At 39.4% G+C, this 17,414-nt stretch carries 16 protein-coding genes; 5 read left to right on the forward strand and 11 right to left on the reverse strand.

Features of this window, described 5'->3' with window-relative positions; all coding sequences use genetic code 11:
* Positions 1–92: 92 nt before the first annotated feature.
* A complete protein-coding gene (locus AACU98_RS06030) occupies positions 93–2,255 on the forward strand; it encodes a TonB-dependent siderophore receptor (protein WP_161735684.1) in 2,163 nt (720 codons plus the stop codon).
* Positions 2,256–2,331: 76 nt separating this feature from the next.
* Here the strand turns inward: AACU98_RS06030 and dinB are convergent, their stop codons facing one another.
* Complete coding sequence (dinB, locus tag AACU98_RS06035) at positions 2,332–3,387, reverse strand: DNA polymerase IV (protein ID WP_004247392.1); 1,056 nt, start codon at positions 3,385–3,387, stop codon at positions 2,332–2,334.
* A 235-nt stretch (positions 3,388–3,622) separates the two neighbouring features.
* Between dinB and AACU98_RS06040 the strand changes: the two genes are divergently transcribed.
* Entirely contained in the window at positions 3,623–4,495 is an 873-nt protein-coding gene (locus tag AACU98_RS06040; protein ID WP_004244795.1) for a glycerophosphodiester phosphodiesterase family protein, read from the forward strand.
* Positions 4,496–4,588: 93 nt separating this feature from the next.
* Positions 4,589–4,801, forward strand: coding sequence for a CsbD family protein (locus tag AACU98_RS06045; RefSeq protein WP_004244796.1), 213 nt, complete (start codon positions 4,589–4,591; stop codon positions 4,799–4,801).
* 156 nt (positions 4,802–4,957) lie between these two features.
* Here AACU98_RS06045 and nqrM read toward each other — a convergent pair whose 3' ends face one another.
* From nqrM to AACU98_RS06085, 8 genes are all read right to left on the reverse strand, one after another.
* Positions 4,958–5,185, reverse strand: a complete 228-nt coding sequence (nqrM, locus tag AACU98_RS06050; protein ID WP_004244797.1) for a (Na+)-NQR maturation NqrM — start codon at positions 5,183–5,185, stop codon at positions 4,958–4,960.
* A 19-nt stretch (positions 5,186–5,204) separates the two neighbouring features.
* Positions 5,205–6,227 carry an FAD:protein FMN transferase gene (locus tag AACU98_RS06055; RefSeq protein ID WP_004244798.1) on the reverse strand — a complete coding sequence of 341 codons (1,023 nt, stop codon included), beginning with the start codon at positions 6,225–6,227 and terminating at the stop codon, positions 5,205–5,207.
* Between the two features lie 85 nt (positions 6,228–6,312).
* On the reverse strand, positions 6,313–7,539 hold the full coding sequence (gene nqrF / locus AACU98_RS06060) for an NADH:ubiquinone reductase (Na(+)-transporting) subunit F (RefSeq protein WP_107034152.1): 1,227 nt from the start codon (positions 7,537–7,539) through the stop codon (positions 6,313–6,315).
* Between the two features lie 16 nt (positions 7,540–7,555).
* On the reverse strand, positions 7,556–8,152 hold the full coding sequence (nqrE, locus tag AACU98_RS06065; RefSeq protein WP_004244800.1) for an NADH:ubiquinone reductase (Na(+)-transporting) subunit E: 597 nt from the start codon (positions 8,150–8,152) through the stop codon (positions 7,556–7,558).
* A gap of 5 nt (positions 8,153–8,157) precedes the next feature.
* Complete coding sequence (locus AACU98_RS06070; RefSeq protein WP_012367566.1) at positions 8,158–8,787, reverse strand: NADH:ubiquinone reductase (Na(+)-transporting) subunit D; 630 nt, start codon at positions 8,785–8,787, stop codon at positions 8,158–8,160.
* Complete coding sequence (locus AACU98_RS06075; protein ID WP_004244802.1) at positions 8,780–9,565, reverse strand: Na(+)-translocating NADH-quinone reductase subunit C; 786 nt, start codon at positions 9,563–9,565, stop codon at positions 8,780–8,782. The genes AACU98_RS06070 and AACU98_RS06075 overlap by 8 nt, the downstream gene beginning before the upstream one ends.
* Positions 9,558–10,796, reverse strand: coding sequence for an NADH:ubiquinone reductase (Na(+)-transporting) subunit B (locus AACU98_RS06080; RefSeq protein WP_004244803.1), 1,239 nt, complete (start codon positions 10,794–10,796; stop codon positions 9,558–9,560). The genes AACU98_RS06075 and AACU98_RS06080 overlap by 8 nt, the downstream gene beginning before the upstream one ends.
* A 3-nt stretch (positions 10,797–10,799) precedes the next feature.
* The gene (locus tag AACU98_RS06085) at positions 10,800–12,140 is read right to left on the reverse strand and encodes a Na(+)-translocating NADH-quinone reductase subunit A (protein ID WP_004247390.1); all 1,341 of its coding nucleotides are present in this window, start codon (positions 12,138–12,140) and stop codon (positions 10,800–10,802) included.
* A 415-nt stretch (positions 12,141–12,555) separates the two neighbouring features.
* Here AACU98_RS06085 and AACU98_RS06090 point away from each other — a divergent pair, with 415 nt between their 5' ends.
* Entirely contained in the window at positions 12,556–13,308 is a 753-nt protein-coding gene (locus AACU98_RS06090) for a L,D-transpeptidase family protein (protein ID WP_004244805.1), read from the forward strand.
* On the opposite strand, the gene AACU98_RS06095 is transcribed toward AACU98_RS06090, so the two are convergent.
* Both AACU98_RS06095 and lpcA read right to left on the reverse strand, forming a co-directional pair.
* Entirely contained in the window at positions 13,279–14,046 is a 768-nt protein-coding gene (locus AACU98_RS06095) for a class II glutamine amidotransferase (protein WP_004244806.1), read from the reverse strand. The genes AACU98_RS06090 and AACU98_RS06095 overlap by 30 nt on opposite strands.
* A 58-nt stretch (positions 14,047–14,104) precedes the next feature.
* Positions 14,105–14,683, reverse strand: coding sequence for a D-sedoheptulose 7-phosphate isomerase (gene lpcA, locus AACU98_RS06100; RefSeq protein WP_004244807.1), 579 nt, complete (start codon positions 14,681–14,683; stop codon positions 14,105–14,107).
* Positions 14,684–14,921: 238 nt separating this feature from the next.
* On the opposite strand from lpcA, the gene fadE reads away from it, so the two are divergent.
* Positions 14,922–17,369 carry an acyl-CoA dehydrogenase FadE gene (gene fadE, locus AACU98_RS06105; RefSeq protein WP_161735686.1) on the forward strand — a complete coding sequence of 816 codons (2,448 nt, stop codon included), beginning with the start codon at positions 14,922–14,924 and terminating at the stop codon, positions 17,367–17,369.
* Positions 17,370–17,414: the final 45 nt, after the last annotated feature.

Raw genomic sequence — 17,414 nt, forward strand, 5'->3', positions numbered from 1 at the left:
TAATTATCATTAGTATTAATATTTACATAATGGTATTTTCACCATTACCGCATTTTAGGTAAAGAAAAATTAAAAATTTAAAGGGATCAACAGTGTCTAAAAAAATTATTGCTACCAACCTATTACTTACTCTCCCCTTCAGTCTGTTATCGTTACAAATTCATGCCGCAATGACACAAAATTCACCTGATAAAATCATTGTTACCGCATCCCCCTCACAAGATCCGCAAGGACCAATTTCAGGTTTAGTGGCAACAAAAACACTATCAACAAATAAAATACTTAGTGATATAGATAAGACACCACAATCAATCAGTGTCATTACACGTGACCAGATGGATGCGCAAGATGTCAGTTCTGTCTCTCAAGCATTGCGGTATACACCTGGCGTTTTCACTGAATATCGCGGCAGTTCAAACCGAAATGATGAAATCTTTATTCGTGGATATAGCTATGCCCCCCGTTTTCTTGATGGACTTAGTTATGGTATGGGAGCCTCATCTTCTACAGGAGCTATTGACCCTTGGCTATTAGAGAGAGTTGAGCTGATCCGTGGCCCGTCTTCTGTTCTATATGGTCAATTAAATCCAGGTGGTCTTGTGGCAATGACCAGCAAAAGACCCACTTCAACAACCATTAATCATATTCAAGCACGTGTAGGAAATGATAAATTAGCAGAGACAGCTTTTGATTTTGCAGGCTCATTAAGTGATGATAATCGTATTCTCTATCGCCTTAATGGATTAGCAAAAACACAACATACTCAAATTAAAGACTATAAAGAAGAACGATTTGCCCTTGCCCCTGCCATCACTTTTTTGCCAAATGAGCAGACACGTTTAACGTTATTAAGTTTTATTCAACAAGAGCCCGAAGCGGGATACCGTAATTTTTTGCCAGCTTATGGTACGGTCAAAAAAACACCCGAAGGCACCATTCCATTTGATTTCAATGTAAATAATGCTGATTATCACCAATCATGGCGCCAACAATATGGCGTTGGTTATGAATTTGAACATGAATTTAATGATAGATTAAAATTGATCCAAAATGCCCGTTATAGCCATATCAAACAAAAATATAAATATCTTGTTTTTGGTTCATTAAGAAAAGATAACCCTTATATTCTTGAGCGCCGAGCTCAACAGGAAAAACGAGAAACAGATACATTTGGTATTGATACTCGACTACAAGCTGATTTTGATACTGAAAAATTAGCGCATACAGTAATTATAGGTATTGATTATCAATGGAGTAAAAATAAAGACAATTTATTGCAAGCGATGGGCCCAGAATATGATCTGGATTGGCGAAATCCTAATTATCATTATCCTATTGATATCAGTTTACAAAAACCGGTGACAAATCAATTACAAAAACACGACCAGTTAGGGATCTATTTGCAAGATCAGATCCAATGGAAAAACTGGATCTTATTAGGGGGATTACGCCAAGATTGGGCGCAAGTTCGTACCTATGATCACATCAAAAACAGCAAAGACCAACAAGACGACCAGAAGCTAACCGGTCGAGTGGGTCTACTCTATGCCTTTGATAATGGTATTTCACCTTATATTAGTTATAGCACCTCTTTTGAACCTAATTTACAGACACGAAGAGCTCCGGGTAGTGCACCATTTGAGCCAAGTGAAGGGCGTCAATTAGAAGCAGGAATAAAATACCTCACCCCAAATGAACAGACATTAGCAACACTCTCTATTTACCAATTACAACAACGTAATGTGACTAACTATAACGCTGAAAAAGCCTATTTTGAGCCAGTAGGTGAAATTAGAAGCCGTGGTATTGAAGCGCAAATTAATAGCCAATTAACTGAAAATATATCATTTATTAGTAGCTATGCTTATACCGATACTGAAGTGAGAAAAACCATCACCGCAGGTACACAAGGAAAAGAATTACCACGGGTTCCTAAACATATGGCATCATTTTGGGGACAGTATGATGAAACATCAGGGCTATTTAATGGTGCTAAAGCGGGCTTTGGTGTGAGATATATCGGTGTATCTCAAGGTGACACTAAAAATACGATTAGTGTACCTGCAGTCACTTTGTACGATGCCATGGTAGGTTATTCTTTAGGCGAATTATCCTCCTCTTTAAAAGGGGCTGAAGTTCAACTAAATATGAATAATATTGCCAACAAACACTATGTTGCCTCTTGTGCGGGTGAAACTGCCTGTTTTTATGGCATTGGCAGAACCATGACAGCAACGATAAATTACCGCTGGTGATCATCTATTAATTAAAAAGTATATTTAAATACATTAACCATAGTGCGCCTTGATGCTCGCTATGGTTTTTTAATACTTATAATGCTAAAAGAAGTTGTCGTTCCATTTGTGGATCTTGCAACGTGACATGAAAACCGACTAATCTTACTCCCCTGCCATTTCGACGTTCATGCCATGCCTGATAAGCAATATCAATTAAATCCGTTTTTTCTAAAATAGGATGAGAATGCTCTTGGGTGGTTAACTGAAAATCATCAAATTTTAATTTAACCCCTTGTCTCGCAATTCTAAGATCAGGTTTCACTCGGCTTAATCGTTTTTCTAATTCATCATATAATCCATCAAGCAATGCTAAACACTCATCCCATGAATCAATATCTTCAGCTAGTGTGCGCTCAACACCAACAGATTTTCTTAAACGTTCAGGATTGATTAATCGCTCATCAATACCATGGCTACGCTCCCATAAGCTTTGCCCAAATTTACCTAGATTTTTCACTAAGGAAATAACATCAGCACGACGAACATCAGCACAGGTTTCTAATCCCATCTCTTGTAATCGAGCAAAGGTGACTTTTCCTACTCCCGGAATTTTATTTAATGGTAATTTTAAAATAAAGTCATCCATCTGTTCAGGGGTGATCACATATTGTCCATTCGGTTTATTTAAATCAGATGCTATTTTGGCGAGAAACTTAATCGGCGCAATACCGGCGGAAGCCGTGAGGTTAAGTTCAGCAAAAATTTGCTGGCGGATCTGTTGCGCTATCAATGTGGCAGAGCCGTGACAGTGTTTGCTATCAGACACATCAAGATAAGCTTCATCTAATGAAAGCGGCTCTATTAAATCTGTATAACGGGCAAATATTTGACGAATTTTAGCTGAAGTCTCTTTATATAATGCCATGCGACCGGGCAATACTTTTAAATGAGGGCATAATTTTAATGCCGTAGCCGTTGACATGGCACTACGGACACCAAAACGGCGAGCAGGATAATTAGCAGTACAGATAACACCTCGACGAGAAGCATTACCACCGACTGCAATAGGGATCTCTTTTAATGTAGGGTTATCTCTCATTTCAATCGCAGCATAGAAACAATCCATATCGACATGAATAATTTTCCGCATACAATCACCTCACGCTATTTACTGTTTAAATATACAGTAAACAACCATTAACTACAATTTTTATTCCCTGATCTATACCTATTTTAAGTGATATTAGTGATTATTATTTTAATTAAGTACGTTTGTTTATAGAAATGTCACACAGTAATGATAGATTACTTTTAACTTATTCTGCTCTTTTTATTTTTATCGTAATTATTTGAAAATCAAATATAAAACAAGGAAATAGAGTTATATGATCAAAATATTTATTGCAATTTCATTCCTCTTTTACTCAGTATTTGTTATGGCTTCTCCTAAAATTATTGCACACAGAGGTGGCACAGCGGATGCACCTGAAAATACCGAAATTGCTATCAAAACAGCACTAAGCAATCAAGCTGATGCAATTTGGATAACCGTTCAACTGTCTAAAGATAATGTCCCTGTTCTTTATCGTCCAAGTGATCTAAAAAGCCTCACTAATGGGCAAGGGGCAATTTCAACCTTTACTGCCAAAGAATTGGCGCAATGGGATGCAGGATATAAATATGGGGAAGCACAACAATTTCCATATCGCAATAAAGGAGTTACTATCCCGACATTGGAGTATATTCTGACTCAATTTCCTAAAACACAATTCTATATTGACTTAAAATCACCTGATGCCGATCCCGTTATACAAGGCAAAGCATTAGCTTCGGTATTAAGCAAACATAATGCGTTAGAAAGAACGCGCGTTTATTCTACCAATAGTGCTTTTTTAGATGCGTTACCTGATAATGTACAACGCTTTGAAAGTCGTGATGTTACCCGCGATATCTTAGCCAATATTACTATGGGGCATATCTGTTTACTGCCAGAAAATCTTGATATCACACGTTGGTATGGCCTTGAACTGCACAGAAAAGTTGAGGTGGTTGAAAAATATACCTTAGGTGAAGCTCGTTCAGCGGCTGTATTAAGTTGGGACAAAGATGCGATGTCTTGTTTTCGTGCGGGGGGTAATGCGCATATCGTTTTATTCGGTATCAATACTGAGAAAGATTATTTGCAAGCAGTAGAATTAGGTGCTGATGCAGTTATGGTTGATTCTCCAGCTAAAATAAAAGCATTCAGAAAAGAGTAAACATCGTTGCGACATTGGCGCTTTTTTACCTTAATACATTTCTCTTCTACACTTAATAGTGTCAATAAACAGAAATAAGTTAGGTGGAATAAGATGTTAAATAATAAAGCTTCTGGTGACTGGAATTTATTTAAAGGAAAAGTGAAAGAAAAATGGGGAAAACTCACCCATGATGAACTGGATATTATTGAAGGAACCAGAGAGCAACTGATAGGGAAACTCCAAGAGCATTATGGCTATTCTTATGATGAAGCGAAAAAAGAAGTATTAGAGTGGGAAGGCAGTAACCCTTATCCTTGGAAGTAGCAGCGACTTAATCACGGTATTAAAAAGCTTAATATCCTTATCTGAAAGCGATTTTTCTAAACAAAAAAGAGTGGCGTATAAAATATACGTCACTCTTTTATTTTAGCTATTACTTGATAAATCCATCGTTAGCAAAAAAATGCATCGATAACCAAATTATAAGATGCGGTTTTTCTGCAATAGCTCTTGGCGAGCAGCTTCTTTCGCCATTCTTTTTTTACGAGCATCACAAGGTTCAGGACAATCACACTCTTTCTCAATACCAATAGAGCCTAAACCACCACAACTGCCCTGAATACTTTTACGTTTAACAATATATCCTAAAGCCATTCCAAAGAATGCCAGTAAGAACAAGATGAAGGCAAAAAGAAATATTTTTAACATAACCTTCTCTCCTTAAATTCTACTTTTTCAAGAATGGGGCGAATGCCTTACTATAACGCTCTTCAAACCCATTTTCAGTTTTAACTATCATAAAAACAGGAATATTTAATTTATTTGCTACCTCTAAACCCTTTTCAGGCCCCAGAACATTTAACCCTGTTGATAAACCATCAGCACTCATACAAGTAGGTACAATTACGGTAATAGAGGCAAGGTTATGTTTGATTGGGCGACCTGTTGTAGGATCAATCGTATGAGAAAAACGGACGCCATCTTCTTCAAAATAGTTACGATAATCCCCCGATGTCGCAATCGAATTATCACCCGGTTCAATAATTAATTGTACACTCTGTGTGGTGCCATCATTAGCAGGTTTTTCAATCGCAATGCGCCAAGGTTTATCATTACCATTAACACCTTGTGTTCTCACCTCACCACCAATATCAACCATATAATTGGTAATATTTTGAGAAATCAAATATTCGGCAACAGCATCAACACCATAACCTTTAGCAATAGAAGAGAGATCAACATAAAGCTCAGGTATTTTTTTAATTAATGTATTACCTTCCACTGCAAGGTAATCAATTCCCGTCCATTTTTTACGTTTAGCTAGTTCATCGGCTGAAGGTTGATGAGTAAAACGTCCTTCAGGGCCAAATCCCCATAAATTGACTAAAGGCCCAACAGTAACATCTAAAGCCCCATCCGTAATTTTATTAATACGAATCGCTTCACTAACGACTTTAGCAGTAGCGGGTGAAACTGGGAATGGCGTATTAATTTCACGACTTTGATTGAAACGACTTAATTCAGATTGAGGACGATACGTTGACATTTGATCGTTCACTTCTTCAAGAATACGATCGATTTCTGTTTGTAAGACGCTTTGTGAAGGTGAATCACTACTAGGAACATATTTAATTGAATAGTAAGTTCCCATCGTTTCGCCTTCTAACACCTGCTGTTTTTCACCACAGGCTGATAAGAAAACCAGTGCACATAGCATCAAGATCCCATGCATCATCTTTCTTTTTAACATATATCTCTCTTCTGATCATGAGCGCCCACATTAGTGGGCGCTTGTCATTTCATACTGTTATGCTTTATCTGCTTTATGAGAAAAATCAACCACCAAAGTCATCCAGCATAATATTTTCATCTTCTACGCCTAAATCTTTAAGCATTTTGATCACCGCAGCATTCATCACTGGTGGTCCACACATATAGAATTCACAATCTTCTGGTGCTGGATGATCTTTGAGGTAGTTTTCATAGAGCACATTGTGAATAAAGCCGGTGTAACCCGTCCAATTATCTTCCGGTAATGCATCTGACAGCGCAACATGCCAAGTAAAGTTTTCATTCTCTTTAGCCAGCATATCAAAATCTTCTGTATAGAACATTTCACGCACAGAACGAGCACCATACCAGAAGCTAATTTTACGTTTAGAATGTAAGCGTTTTAGCTGATCAAAAATATGTGAACGCATCGGTGCCATACCAGCACCACCACCAATGAAGATCATTTCCGCATCAGTTTCTTTCGCGAAGAATTCACCAAACGGCCCTGAAATTGTCACTTTATCACCCGGTTTTAATGACCAAATATAAGATGACATAATTCCCGGTGGCACATCAGGATTACGTGGTGGCGGTGTCGCAATACGCACGTTTAACATGATAATGCCATGCTCTTCAGGGTAGTTCGCCATGGAGTATGCACGCACTGTGGTCTCTTTAACTTCAGAAACATAGCGGAATAAATTAAATTTATCCCAATCTTCACGATACTCTTCAGGAATATCAAAATCTTCATAGCGCACAGTGTGAGGAGGACATTCAATCTGAATAAAGCCCCCAGCACGGAAAGGTACCACTTCACCTTCAGGAATTTTTAATACCAACTCTTTAATAAACGTGGCTTTGTTATCATTTGAGATAACTTCACATTCCCATTTTTTAATCCCGAAGATCTCTTCGGGTAGCTCTAATTTCAGATTATTTTTAACGTTAACCTGACAAGCTAAACGGCAACCTTCTTTAGCTTCACGCTTATTAATATGAGAAAGCTCAGTAGGAAGAATATCTCCACCACCTTCAAGTACTTTTACGCGGCATTGACCACAAGAGCCACCACCACCACATGCAGATGAGATAAAAATACCTTCGTTTGATAATACGTTGAGTAATTTATCACCGGCTGGCGCATGGAAACTTTTTTCAGGATCTCCATTCACCTCAACTTCAATATCCCCTGTATTGACTAACTTTGATTTTGCAAACAAAATCAATGCAGTTAGCACCAATACAATCAGGGTAAACATCGCAACACCTAGAATAATTATATCCATGAGTTCTTCTCACCCTTTATAGCTGAACACCAGAGAAGGACATGAAACCTAATGCCATCAACCCTGTGGTGACAAAAGTAACTCCTAATCCCTTCATACCTGACGGTACATCCGCGTATTTCATTTTTTCGCGAATAGAAGCCAGTAATACGATAGCTAACATCCAGCCAATTCCAGAGCCGAAACCATATACAATAGATTCACTAAAGTTATAGTCACGTTGTGCCATAAAGGACACACCACCAAAAATAGCGCAGTTAACAGTGATCAGTGGCAAGAAGATCCCCAATGCGTTATATAGCGAAGGGAAGTAGCGATCTAAAATCATCTCGAGGATCTGTACCAGAGCCGCAATCACACCAATGAAAGTGATAAAGTTTAAGAAACTTAAATCAACACCTTCCATTAATGCATTCGCGCGTAGTACATAGTTGTACACCAAGTTATTCAAAGGTACAGAAAGACCCAGAACAACGGTTACCGCAATACCTAATCCAAATGCTGTTTTTACATTTTTAGATACCGCAAGGAAAGTACACATCCCTAAGAAGAACGCCAGTGCCATATTTTCAATAAAAACAGCACGAACAAATAAGCTTATATAATGTTCCATGGCAATTAGTCCTCTTCAACCTGTGCAGGTTTTAATGTACGTAATCCCCAAATTAGCAAGCCAATAATAAAGAAAGCACTTGGCGCTAACAGGAATAAGCCATTAGGTTGATACCAACCGCCGTTTTGGATAGATTCCATCACCGTAATGCCAAATAATTTACCTGAACCAAATAGCTCACGTAAAAATCCAACAAGGATCAAGATAACCCCATATCCTAGGCCATTACCGATACCATCCATAAAGCTTTCGATAGGTGGTGACTTCATCGCATAGGCTTCAGCGCGTCCCATCACGATACAGTTAGTAATGATAAGACCAACGAAAACAGAAAGCTGTTTAGATATTTCATAAGCGTACGCTTGTAAAACTTGGTCTACCACAATTACTAATGAAGCAATGATCGCCATTTGCACAATAATACGTACACTGCCGGGGATATAGTTGCGGATCAGTGAAATAAAGAAGTTTGAGAATGCCGTCACTAATGTTACCGCAATGGTCATTACTAATGCCGTCTCAAGCTTGGTTGTTACTGCTAATGCAGAACAGACCCCTAATACCTGTAAGGCAATCGGGTTATTATCTAACAACGGCCCGAGTAAAACGCGTTTGATCTCTTTTGTATCAGCCATTGATCTCTCCTTCACGAACTTTTTTCAGGAATGGGCCGAAACCTTTATCACCTAACCAAAAATCGAACATATGTTGAACGCCGTTAGAGGTTAAGGTTGCACCTGAAAGGCCATCAATACCATAAGGACTATCTGATGCCCCGCCACGTACGATTTTAATAGCAGGCACACCTTCTTCATTCAGTAAGCGTTTACCTTTCCACTGAGCCTTCCATTGCGGATTATCAACTTCTCCACCTAGCCCCGGCGTTTCACCATGAGAATAATAGGTAATCCCCTTCGCTGTTACACCATCAATATCTACCGCAACAAAGGCATACATGACCGACCATAGGCCTGAACCATAGACGGGCAGTACCACTTCTTGGGTTTTACCTTGATCATCAAGAACAAAGTAAACTTCTGCGGTATTGGCGCGACGACGAATTTTTGCAATATCTTCTTCAGGTGATAGTGCGATAGAAGTTTCATCGCTACGTAGTTCGCTATTTAAATCAAAGTCGCCTTTACTGTCTGTCAATTCGCCAGTTTTGAAGTTTACAATCTTAGCTTTAATGCGTGTATCGTAAACTTTGAGTACTTCACTGGCGCTCATTTTAGGCACCAATAAACCAGCAACATCTAGAATATTACGTTGTTTATCCAGTAGCTTTTGCTCTTCTTGCTTAGATTTAAGTCCAACAGCAGAGCCAGCTACTACCACGGAACAAACAAGACATAGAATAAATACAACGAGGAACGTTCTTCCGACGCTATCTTTGTTTTTTTCTTTAGCCACGAGCTTTTCTCCGCTTAATATTCGCCTGAACAACCACATAGTCAAACAGCGGTGCAAATAAGTTGGCGAATAAGATTGCTAGCATCATTCCTTCTGGGTAAGCCGGATTGACGACACGGATTAGCACAGCCATTACGCCAATTAAAATACCGTAAGCCCATTTGCCTTTATCAGTGAATGAAGCTGATACCGGATCGGTTGCCATAAACATCATACCAAATGCAAAGCCACCTAATACGAGGTGCCAGTGCCAAGGCATTGAGAATAATGGATTAGAGTCAGAACCAATCAAGTTAAACAGATATGACATTGCAATCATACCCACCATCACACCGGCAACAATGCGCCATGATGCGATACGAGCAAATAAAATGATTGCGCCGCCAATTAGGATCATCAGTGTTGAGACTTCACCAATAGAACCAGGGATATTTCCAAGGAATGCATCCATCCAAGAAATAGGCTGCTGAGTGACATTATTTAACAATGCACTTTGACCAGAAACAGACCATTGAGAGAGAGGGGTTGCACCAGAGAAACCATCAGCGGCAGTCCAAACAAGATCGCCTGAAATTTGTGCCGGATAAGCAAAGAAGAGGAAAGCACGCCCTGCTAATGCGGGGTTTAAGAAGTTACGTCCTGTTCCACCAAAAATCTCTTTTGCAATTACGACACCAAAGGTGATACCTAAAGCAGCCTGCCATAATGGTAATGTGGGCGGCACAATTAACGCAAACAGAATAGAAGTAACAAAGAAACCTTCGTTAATTTCATGTCCGCGAATAAGGGAAAATAACACTTCCCAGAAACCACCTACCGCAAAGACAACAAGATAGATAGGTAAAAAGTAAGTTGCCCCAAGGAGCATTTTACTTCCCCACCCAGCATCTGGTGTCAATGATGCACCTAAATACTGTGCAAGTGCATAGTGCCAATCAGAAGCAATCACTTGCTGTAACTCAGCACCACTATACAACTGATTAAGAGCAGGGATCGCTTGTTGACCAACGTTATACATTCCCCAGAACATGGCTGGGAAAACAGATAACCAAACAAGGATCATCATACGTTTTAGATCGATGGTATCGCGTACATGCGAACCATTACGTGTCACCGTACCCGGCGTATAAAAAACCGTTGTGACCGCTTCATAGAGTACATACCACTTGGCGTATTTACCACCGGGCTCAAAATGGTGCTCTACTTTTTCAAATAAATTTTTCAACCCCATGAGTTACCCTTCCTGCTCAATTTTGGTCAATACTTGGCGCAGTGCTGGGCCATACTCATATTTGCTTGGACAAACATAAGTACATAGTCCCAAATCTTCTTCGTCCAATTCCAAACAACCTAATGCTTGAGCACTGTCAGTATCACCGACAATCAAATCACGTAACAAATGTGTTGCCATAATGTCTAATGGCATAACACGCTCATAGTTACCAATTGGCACCATTGAACGTTCACCACCATTCATTGTGGTTGTAAATGCAAAACGTTTGTTCTTTAAGAAGTGACCAATTGTGGTACGTGTAATGGAGAATTTATTAGTACCTGGATAACCCCAACCAAATAACTCTTTTTCACGACCTTCGCGTAATACAGAGACTTGGTTATGAAAACGGCCTAAATAGTGATGCGCTTCGTCCGATTTCCAACCCCATAAAATAGAGCCAGAAATAATACGATTATCACCATCGACTAATTGATCTTTCGTTAATTCATAAAGATCAGCACCTAAACAGGTACGTAATAATCGAGGGGCTTTAACTTGAGGTCCCGCTAATGCAACAACACGCTCGGTATATAAAGAGCCGGTAGTAAAGAGATACCCTATCGCAATAACATCTTGGTAGTTAAGATGCCATACCATTTTTTTCGCGCTGACTGGCTCTAAGAAATGGATATGAGTACCCACTAATCCCGCAGGATGAGGGCCAACAAATTGGTTATAGCTAATTTGTCCATCATTGAGTTTTGCCGGTGCTTTTTCACCATGACAAACATGTACCTTACCCTCTGTTAATTTACTTAAAACAATCAGACCATCGTTAAAAGCCTGCTCGTTTTGTTCAATGATCACAGTAGGATCTGCCGCTAATGGATTAGTATCCATCGCAGTGACAAAAATTGCCACCGGCGTGGTTCCTAATTTAGGGGAACGACTGTATGGACGTGTTCTTAACGCTGTCCATAAACCTGAATTTACTAGGTTTGTTTCTACCTGTTCACGGGTCAATTCTGAAAGTGATGAGCTATCATAACTGTCGAAAGTGACTTCTTCATCGCCGTCAACTTCAATAACAACGGATTGAAGTACACGGCGCTCACCGCGGTTAATGGCAACAACTTTACCACACGCAGGGCTTGTGAATATTACACCGGGGTTCTTTTTATCTTCAAAAAGAACCTGCCCTTTTTTAACATGCTCACCTTCCGAAACCATCATAGAAGGACGCATTCCGACATATTCTTCACCTAGCAAAGCTACGTGTCGAATCGCGGGTCCGTCTTCTATCACTTGGGCAGGCGCTCCTGCAATTGGGAGGTCGAGTCCTTTTTTAATTTTAATCATAAGATTTGCACAAGTTTATCAGTTAAACCCTAAGCTACAAATTCACCCCGAAAATGTAGCGACTCTGTAATAAAAACACCTTAAGGTAGTTTGATACCCTAAGTTATTTATCTCCGATAATTGTTACTATTTTCTCTTATTCTGCCGATCTGAATTTTATCATCTCAGTTTCAGCCTGTCTGACTATTCGAGTGATTTAGCTCAAGCAAATGGGAATATTATTTTGACTGAAACGTTAACAATTCGCATAAACCGAATTAAAATATCACATTTCTCGACCAACGATTAAGTTTTATACAGAATATTTTGTAATAGAAAAGAAACCATAGTAGATTTAAATTTACAAATTGATTGCTTCATTGCAATCTACAATCTAGTTTATCAACAAATTTTAAGCCTTTTTTTTGATAAAACCATGACCAGTCACGCAAAACAATTAATCATATTTTTAACAATAATATTAACCTCATTATTTGTTAACGCTGAAAATAGTTCAAAATTTCTTATCAAACCTGTTAAAAAAAGTACAGGAGAGCCCATCTATATTCAAATATTTAAAGAAGAAAACTTACTAGAACTGTATATAGAAAAACAGGATGGACAATTAGAGAAAATACGTACTTATCCCATTTGTAGCTATTCGGGAGGATTAGGTCCGAAGAAATATCAAGGTGATTTAAAAAGTCCCGAAGGCTTTTATCAAGTTAATCAAACTCAGCTTAACCCAAATAGTCGGTTTTATCGAGCAATTAACCTAGGATTTCCTAATCAATACGATCAAGAGCAAGGTTATACCGGTGATTTTTTGATGATCCACGGTGCTTGTAAATCAGTGGGTTGCTATGCAATGACCGATACTGTGATGGATGAAATCTACCAATATGCCGAACTTGCGCTGAAAAATGGCCAACAGAACATTAATATTCATATTTTCCCTTTTAAAATGACAGCCGAAAATATGAAAAAATTCCAATACTCTGCCAATATGGATTTTTGGCAACAGTTAGCACCTGCTTACCAATATGTGGAAGAATACCAAAAAATCCCAGTAATTAGTGTAAAAAACGGTCGCTATTTGGTGAATAATCGTGAGGCTATTTCCACATTAAATTTAGCTAAAAGTATCGATAGTAAATGGTTACAAAATTCGCAACCCACGATCAAATAAAACAAACTCACCAACAGGAATTTTTTGCCAAGATTCATTACCTGTTAAGGGTAATGTCGATATTACCGACACAATATCATCCGCTTTAGTGTGTTGCTGAAAATCAATTTCAATATCTTGATCCAGCAATTTGGCCTTACCAAAAGGAGCTTTACGGGTTATCCAGTGTAAATTAGTTGAACAATATGCCATAACAAACCGGCCATCGGATAACAACATATTAAACACACCTTTTTGCCGCAATTGATCAGCTAAAATAGCAATGAAACGAAAGACAGCCGGCCAATTAGATGGTGTTCTCTGGTAACGCTTTTCAAGCTGATTTAATATCCAGCAAAAGGCTTTTTCACTATCAGTCTGTCCTACCGCTCTAAAACGCCCTGTATCCAGTGATTGATAACCTTTAAGTTGTCCATTATGAGCATAAGTCCAATTTTTACCCCACAGTTCACGGGTAAAAGGATGCGTATTTTCTAAACTGACATTACCTCGATTAGCTTGGCGAATATGCGCAATGACAGCATGTGATTTAATGGGATATTCTTGTACAAAACGAGCGACGGGTGAAACGGCACTAGCTTGTGGATCTTTAAATGTACGACATCCTAATCCTTCATAAAAGGTGATACCCCAGCCGTCTTTATGAGGGCCAGTTTTACCACCACGAGGAATGAGGCCACTTAAACTAAAATTGATATCAGTGGGTACATTTGCACTCATGCCCAACAATTCACACATCGCCCGCTCCTACTTACTCACGCTTTAATTATTCATATAAGGCAATATTACTATATCGTTATTTTTCCATTTCTTTTTCAATCAGCTGGATCAGAATATGAATAACTTTGATATGGATTTCTTGAATACGGTCGGCATAACCAAAATGAGGGACACGAATTTCAATATCTGCACTCCCTGCCATTTTTCCGCCATCTTTACCTGTTAGAGTAATAACTTTCATACCTTTTTCACGAGCGGCACTAATGGCTTTAATAATATTGCCTGAATTACCGGAAGTTGAGATCCCCAGTAATACGTCACCCTCTTTACCTACCGCTTCCACATAACGTGAAAAAACATATTCATAACCAAAGTCGTTACTCACACAAGAAATATGGCTCACATCAGAAATTGCGATAGCAGGATAACCGGGTCTATTTTCACGATAGCGCCCCGTTAATTCTTCTGCAAAATGCATAGCATCACAGTGTGATCCCCCATTACCACAGGATAAAACTTTGCCGCCTGCTTTAAATGAGTCTGCTAATAATACAGCTGCTTTTTGAATAGCTTCAATATTCGCATCATCTTGTAAAAAACGAGAGAGTGTATCTGCCGCTTCAGTTAATTCGCCACGAATAAGATCTTGGTACATAGGATTTTTACTCCAGAAAAGGGATCAAAAAATATCTATTTCTCAGTGTAACGGATCCAATGATACGAAAGAAGCACCTCTTTACCTACAAATGCTAACTTCTCTCATTTACGAATAATTTGTGAGCTACATTGTAATTAGAATGTAAAAATATTGCTAAAACTTGGTGACTGCATTAGATCTAAATAACACATAACAGGTCTGACCTCTGATGTCTTGCAAATACAGGAGTTTTATTATGACCCTACTCAGTATTGTGCTTTTCTTAGTTCTCATCGGTATACTTAGTTACCGAAAATACAGCCTTGTAGTAAGCAGTATCTTACTTATTGCTTATACTTTCGTGATGGGTTTAGCCAATATCTGGAGCTACTGGCTATTACTGCCCGTTGCATTGATATTATTACCATTCACTCTTCCTTCTATTCGCAAAGCATATATCTCTGCCCCTGCACTAAAGGCTTTCCAAAAAGTGATGCCATCTATGTCTAAGACAGAGCAAGAGGCCATTGATGCGGGAACAACATGGTGGGAAGGTGAATTATTCCGTGGAGCACCAGATTGGAAACAACTTCACAATTATCCTAAGCCACAACTTACCGCTGAAGAACAAGCTTTTCTGGATGGTCCAGTTGAAGAAGTTTGTCGCATGACCAATGATTTCCAAATCACACATGAACTAGCTGATTTACCTCCTGAGATTTGGCAATATTTAAAAGACCATCGCTTCTTTGCGATGATTATCAAAAAAGAGTATGGCGGATTAGAGTTTTCTGCCTATGCACAATCTCGTGTACTGCAAAAGCTCGCGGGTGTTTCTGGTATTCTCGCCATCACTGTAGGTGTACCTAATTCATTAGGTCCAGGTGAGTTATTGCAACATTATGGTACTGATGAGCAGAAAAAACGTTACTTACCCGGTTTAGCCAAAGGTGATGAAATTCCATGCTTTGCATTAACCAGTCCTGAAGCAGGCTCTGATGCTGGCGCTATCCCTGATAGTGGTGTGGTTTGTATGGGGGAATGGCAAGGTGAGCAAGTCCTTGGTATTCGTCTCACATGGAATAAACGCTATATTACTTTAGCACCTATAGCCACAGTATTAGGGCTCGCTTTTAAACTTCGCGATCCAGACCATCTACTGAGTGATGATGAAAACCCCGGTATTACTTGTGCTTTAATTCCAACCGACGTAAAAGGGGTAGAAATTGGTCATCGCCATTTCCCACTCAATGTTCCTTTTATGAATGGTCCCACTCGTGGTAAAAATGTTTTCGTTCCTATCGATTTTATTATCGGTGGTCCAAAAATGGCAGGCCAAGGTTGGAGAATGCTGGTGGAATGTCTTTCAGTCGGTCGTGGTATCACACTGCCATCTAACTCCACTGGAGGCTTAAAAAGTGCAGCAATGGCAACAGGTGCTTACTCTCGAATTCGTCGTCAATTTAAGCTTCCTATCGGGAAGATGGAAGGAATTGAAGAGCCATTAGCGCGCCTTGCTGGTAATGCTTATCTCTTGGACGCAGCTTCAACCTTAATTACCACAGGTATTATGTTAGGAGAAAAGCCTGCCGTACTTTCTGCTATCGTAAAATATCATTGTACCCATAGAGCGCAACGCGGGATTATTGATGCAATGGATATTGTTGGTGGAAAAGGGATTTGTCTTGGCCCTTCTAACTTTGTGGCTCGCTCTTATCAAGGCTCCCCCATCGCCATTACAGTGGAAGGCGCTAATATTCTCACTCGTAGCATGATCATTTATGGACAAGGGGCTATTCGTTGCCACCCTTATGTTTTAGATGAAATTGCAGCGGCTAGAGATAACAACTTACACGACTTTGATCATGCCTTATTTGGTCACTTAGGCCATGTTGCCAGTAATACATTACGTAGCCTTTGGTTAGGTATCACTAATGGTCGCTTAAGTACCGCGCCAACAAAAGATGAAACTCGTCGTTATTACCAACAAATTAACCGGCTCAGTGCCAACATGGCGTTACTTTCTGATGTTGCCATGGGGGTTTTAGGTGGTAGTTTAAAACGTCGTGAACGTATTTCTGCAAGACTTGGCGATATTTTAAGTCATATTTTCCTCGCCTCTGCGGTACTAAAACGTTATGAGGATGAAGGTCGTAATACCGCTGATTTACCACTGGTACACTGGGGTATTAAAGAGTGTTTATACCAAGCAGAAAATGCCATTGATGAGCTATTACGCAATTTCCCAAATCGTTTTGTTGCAGGAGCTCTGCGCGCCATTATTTTCCCTCTGGGTAAAGTGCAGAAACTGCCTTCAGATAAGTTAGATAGTAAAGTGGCTCAAATTATCCAACAACCTTCTGAAACCCGTGATCGTATTGGTAAAGGACAATTCCTCACACCCAGTGAGCACAATCCTCATGGTTTAATGGAAGAAGCTCTGCTCGATATTTTAGCCGCAGAGCCACTGTTTGAACGTATCTGTCGACTCTATGAAAAGAAATTTAGCTTCACTCAATTAGATAAATTAGCGGATAAAGCCTTAGCCGATAAACGAGTGACTCCCGAAGAAGCTGATATCTTACACAAAGCGGAGCAAAGCCGTTTACGTAGTATTAATGTGGATGAATTTGACTTTGATGCCTTGGCGGTGCCGGCAAAAAAGTCGTCAACTGATACAATAAAAACAGATAAAGCAGCCTAATTATGCCGTTATGATCGTCAATAAATAGTCTGCCATTTAACGACT

The sequence above is a fragment of the Proteus sp. G4380 genome, assembly GCF_963885725.1.
Lineage (GTDB): Bacteria > Pseudomonadota > Gammaproteobacteria > Enterobacterales > Enterobacteriaceae > Proteus > Proteus mirabilis.

Coding starts and splice junctions, on each gene's coding strand:
- fadE (WP_161735686.1), top strand. CDS start 14,922: ATGACCCTACTCAGTATTGTGCTTTTCTTAGTTCTCATCGGTATACTT.
- AACU98_RS06045 (WP_004244796.1), top strand. CDS start 4,589: ATGTTAAATAATAAAGCTTCTGGTGACTGGAATTTATTTAAAGGAAAA.
- AACU98_RS06080 (WP_004244803.1), bottom strand. CDS start 10,796: ATGGGGTTGAAAAATTTATTTGAAAAAGTAGAGCACCATTTTGAGCCC.
- nqrM (WP_004244797.1), bottom strand. CDS start 5,185: ATGTTAAAAATATTTCTTTTTGCCTTCATCTTGTTCTTACTGGCATTC.
- AACU98_RS06095 (WP_004244806.1), bottom strand. CDS start 14,046: ATGTGTGAATTGTTGGGCATGAGTGCAAATGTACCCACTGATATCAAT.
- AACU98_RS06085 (WP_004247390.1), bottom strand. CDS start 12,140: ATGATTAAAATTAAAAAAGGACTCGACCTCCCAATTGCAGGAGCGCCT.
- AACU98_RS06040 (WP_004244795.1), top strand. CDS start 3,623: ATGATCAAAATATTTATTGCAATTTCATTCCTCTTTTACTCAGTATTT.
- AACU98_RS06090 (WP_004244805.1), top strand. CDS start 12,556: ATGACCAGTCACGCAAAACAATTAATCATATTTTTAACAATAATATTA.
- lpcA (WP_004244807.1), bottom strand. CDS start 14,683: ATGTACCAAGATCTTATTCGTGGCGAATTAACTGAAGCGGCAGATACA.
- nqrF (WP_107034152.1), bottom strand. CDS start 7,539: ATGGATATAATTATTCTAGGTGTTGCGATGTTTACCCTGATTGTATTG.
- dinB (WP_004247392.1), bottom strand. CDS start 3,387: ATGCGGAAAATTATTCATGTCGATATGGATTGTTTCTATGCTGCGATT.
- nqrE (WP_004244800.1), bottom strand. CDS start 8,152: ATGGAACATTATATAAGCTTATTTGTTCGTGCTGTTTTTATTGAAAAT.
- AACU98_RS06070 (WP_012367566.1), bottom strand. CDS start 8,787: ATGGCTGATACAAAAGAGATCAAACGCGTTTTACTCGGGCCGTTGTTA.
- AACU98_RS06055 (WP_004244798.1), bottom strand. CDS start 6,227: ATGTTAAAAAGAAAGATGATGCATGGGATCTTGATGCTATGTGCACTG.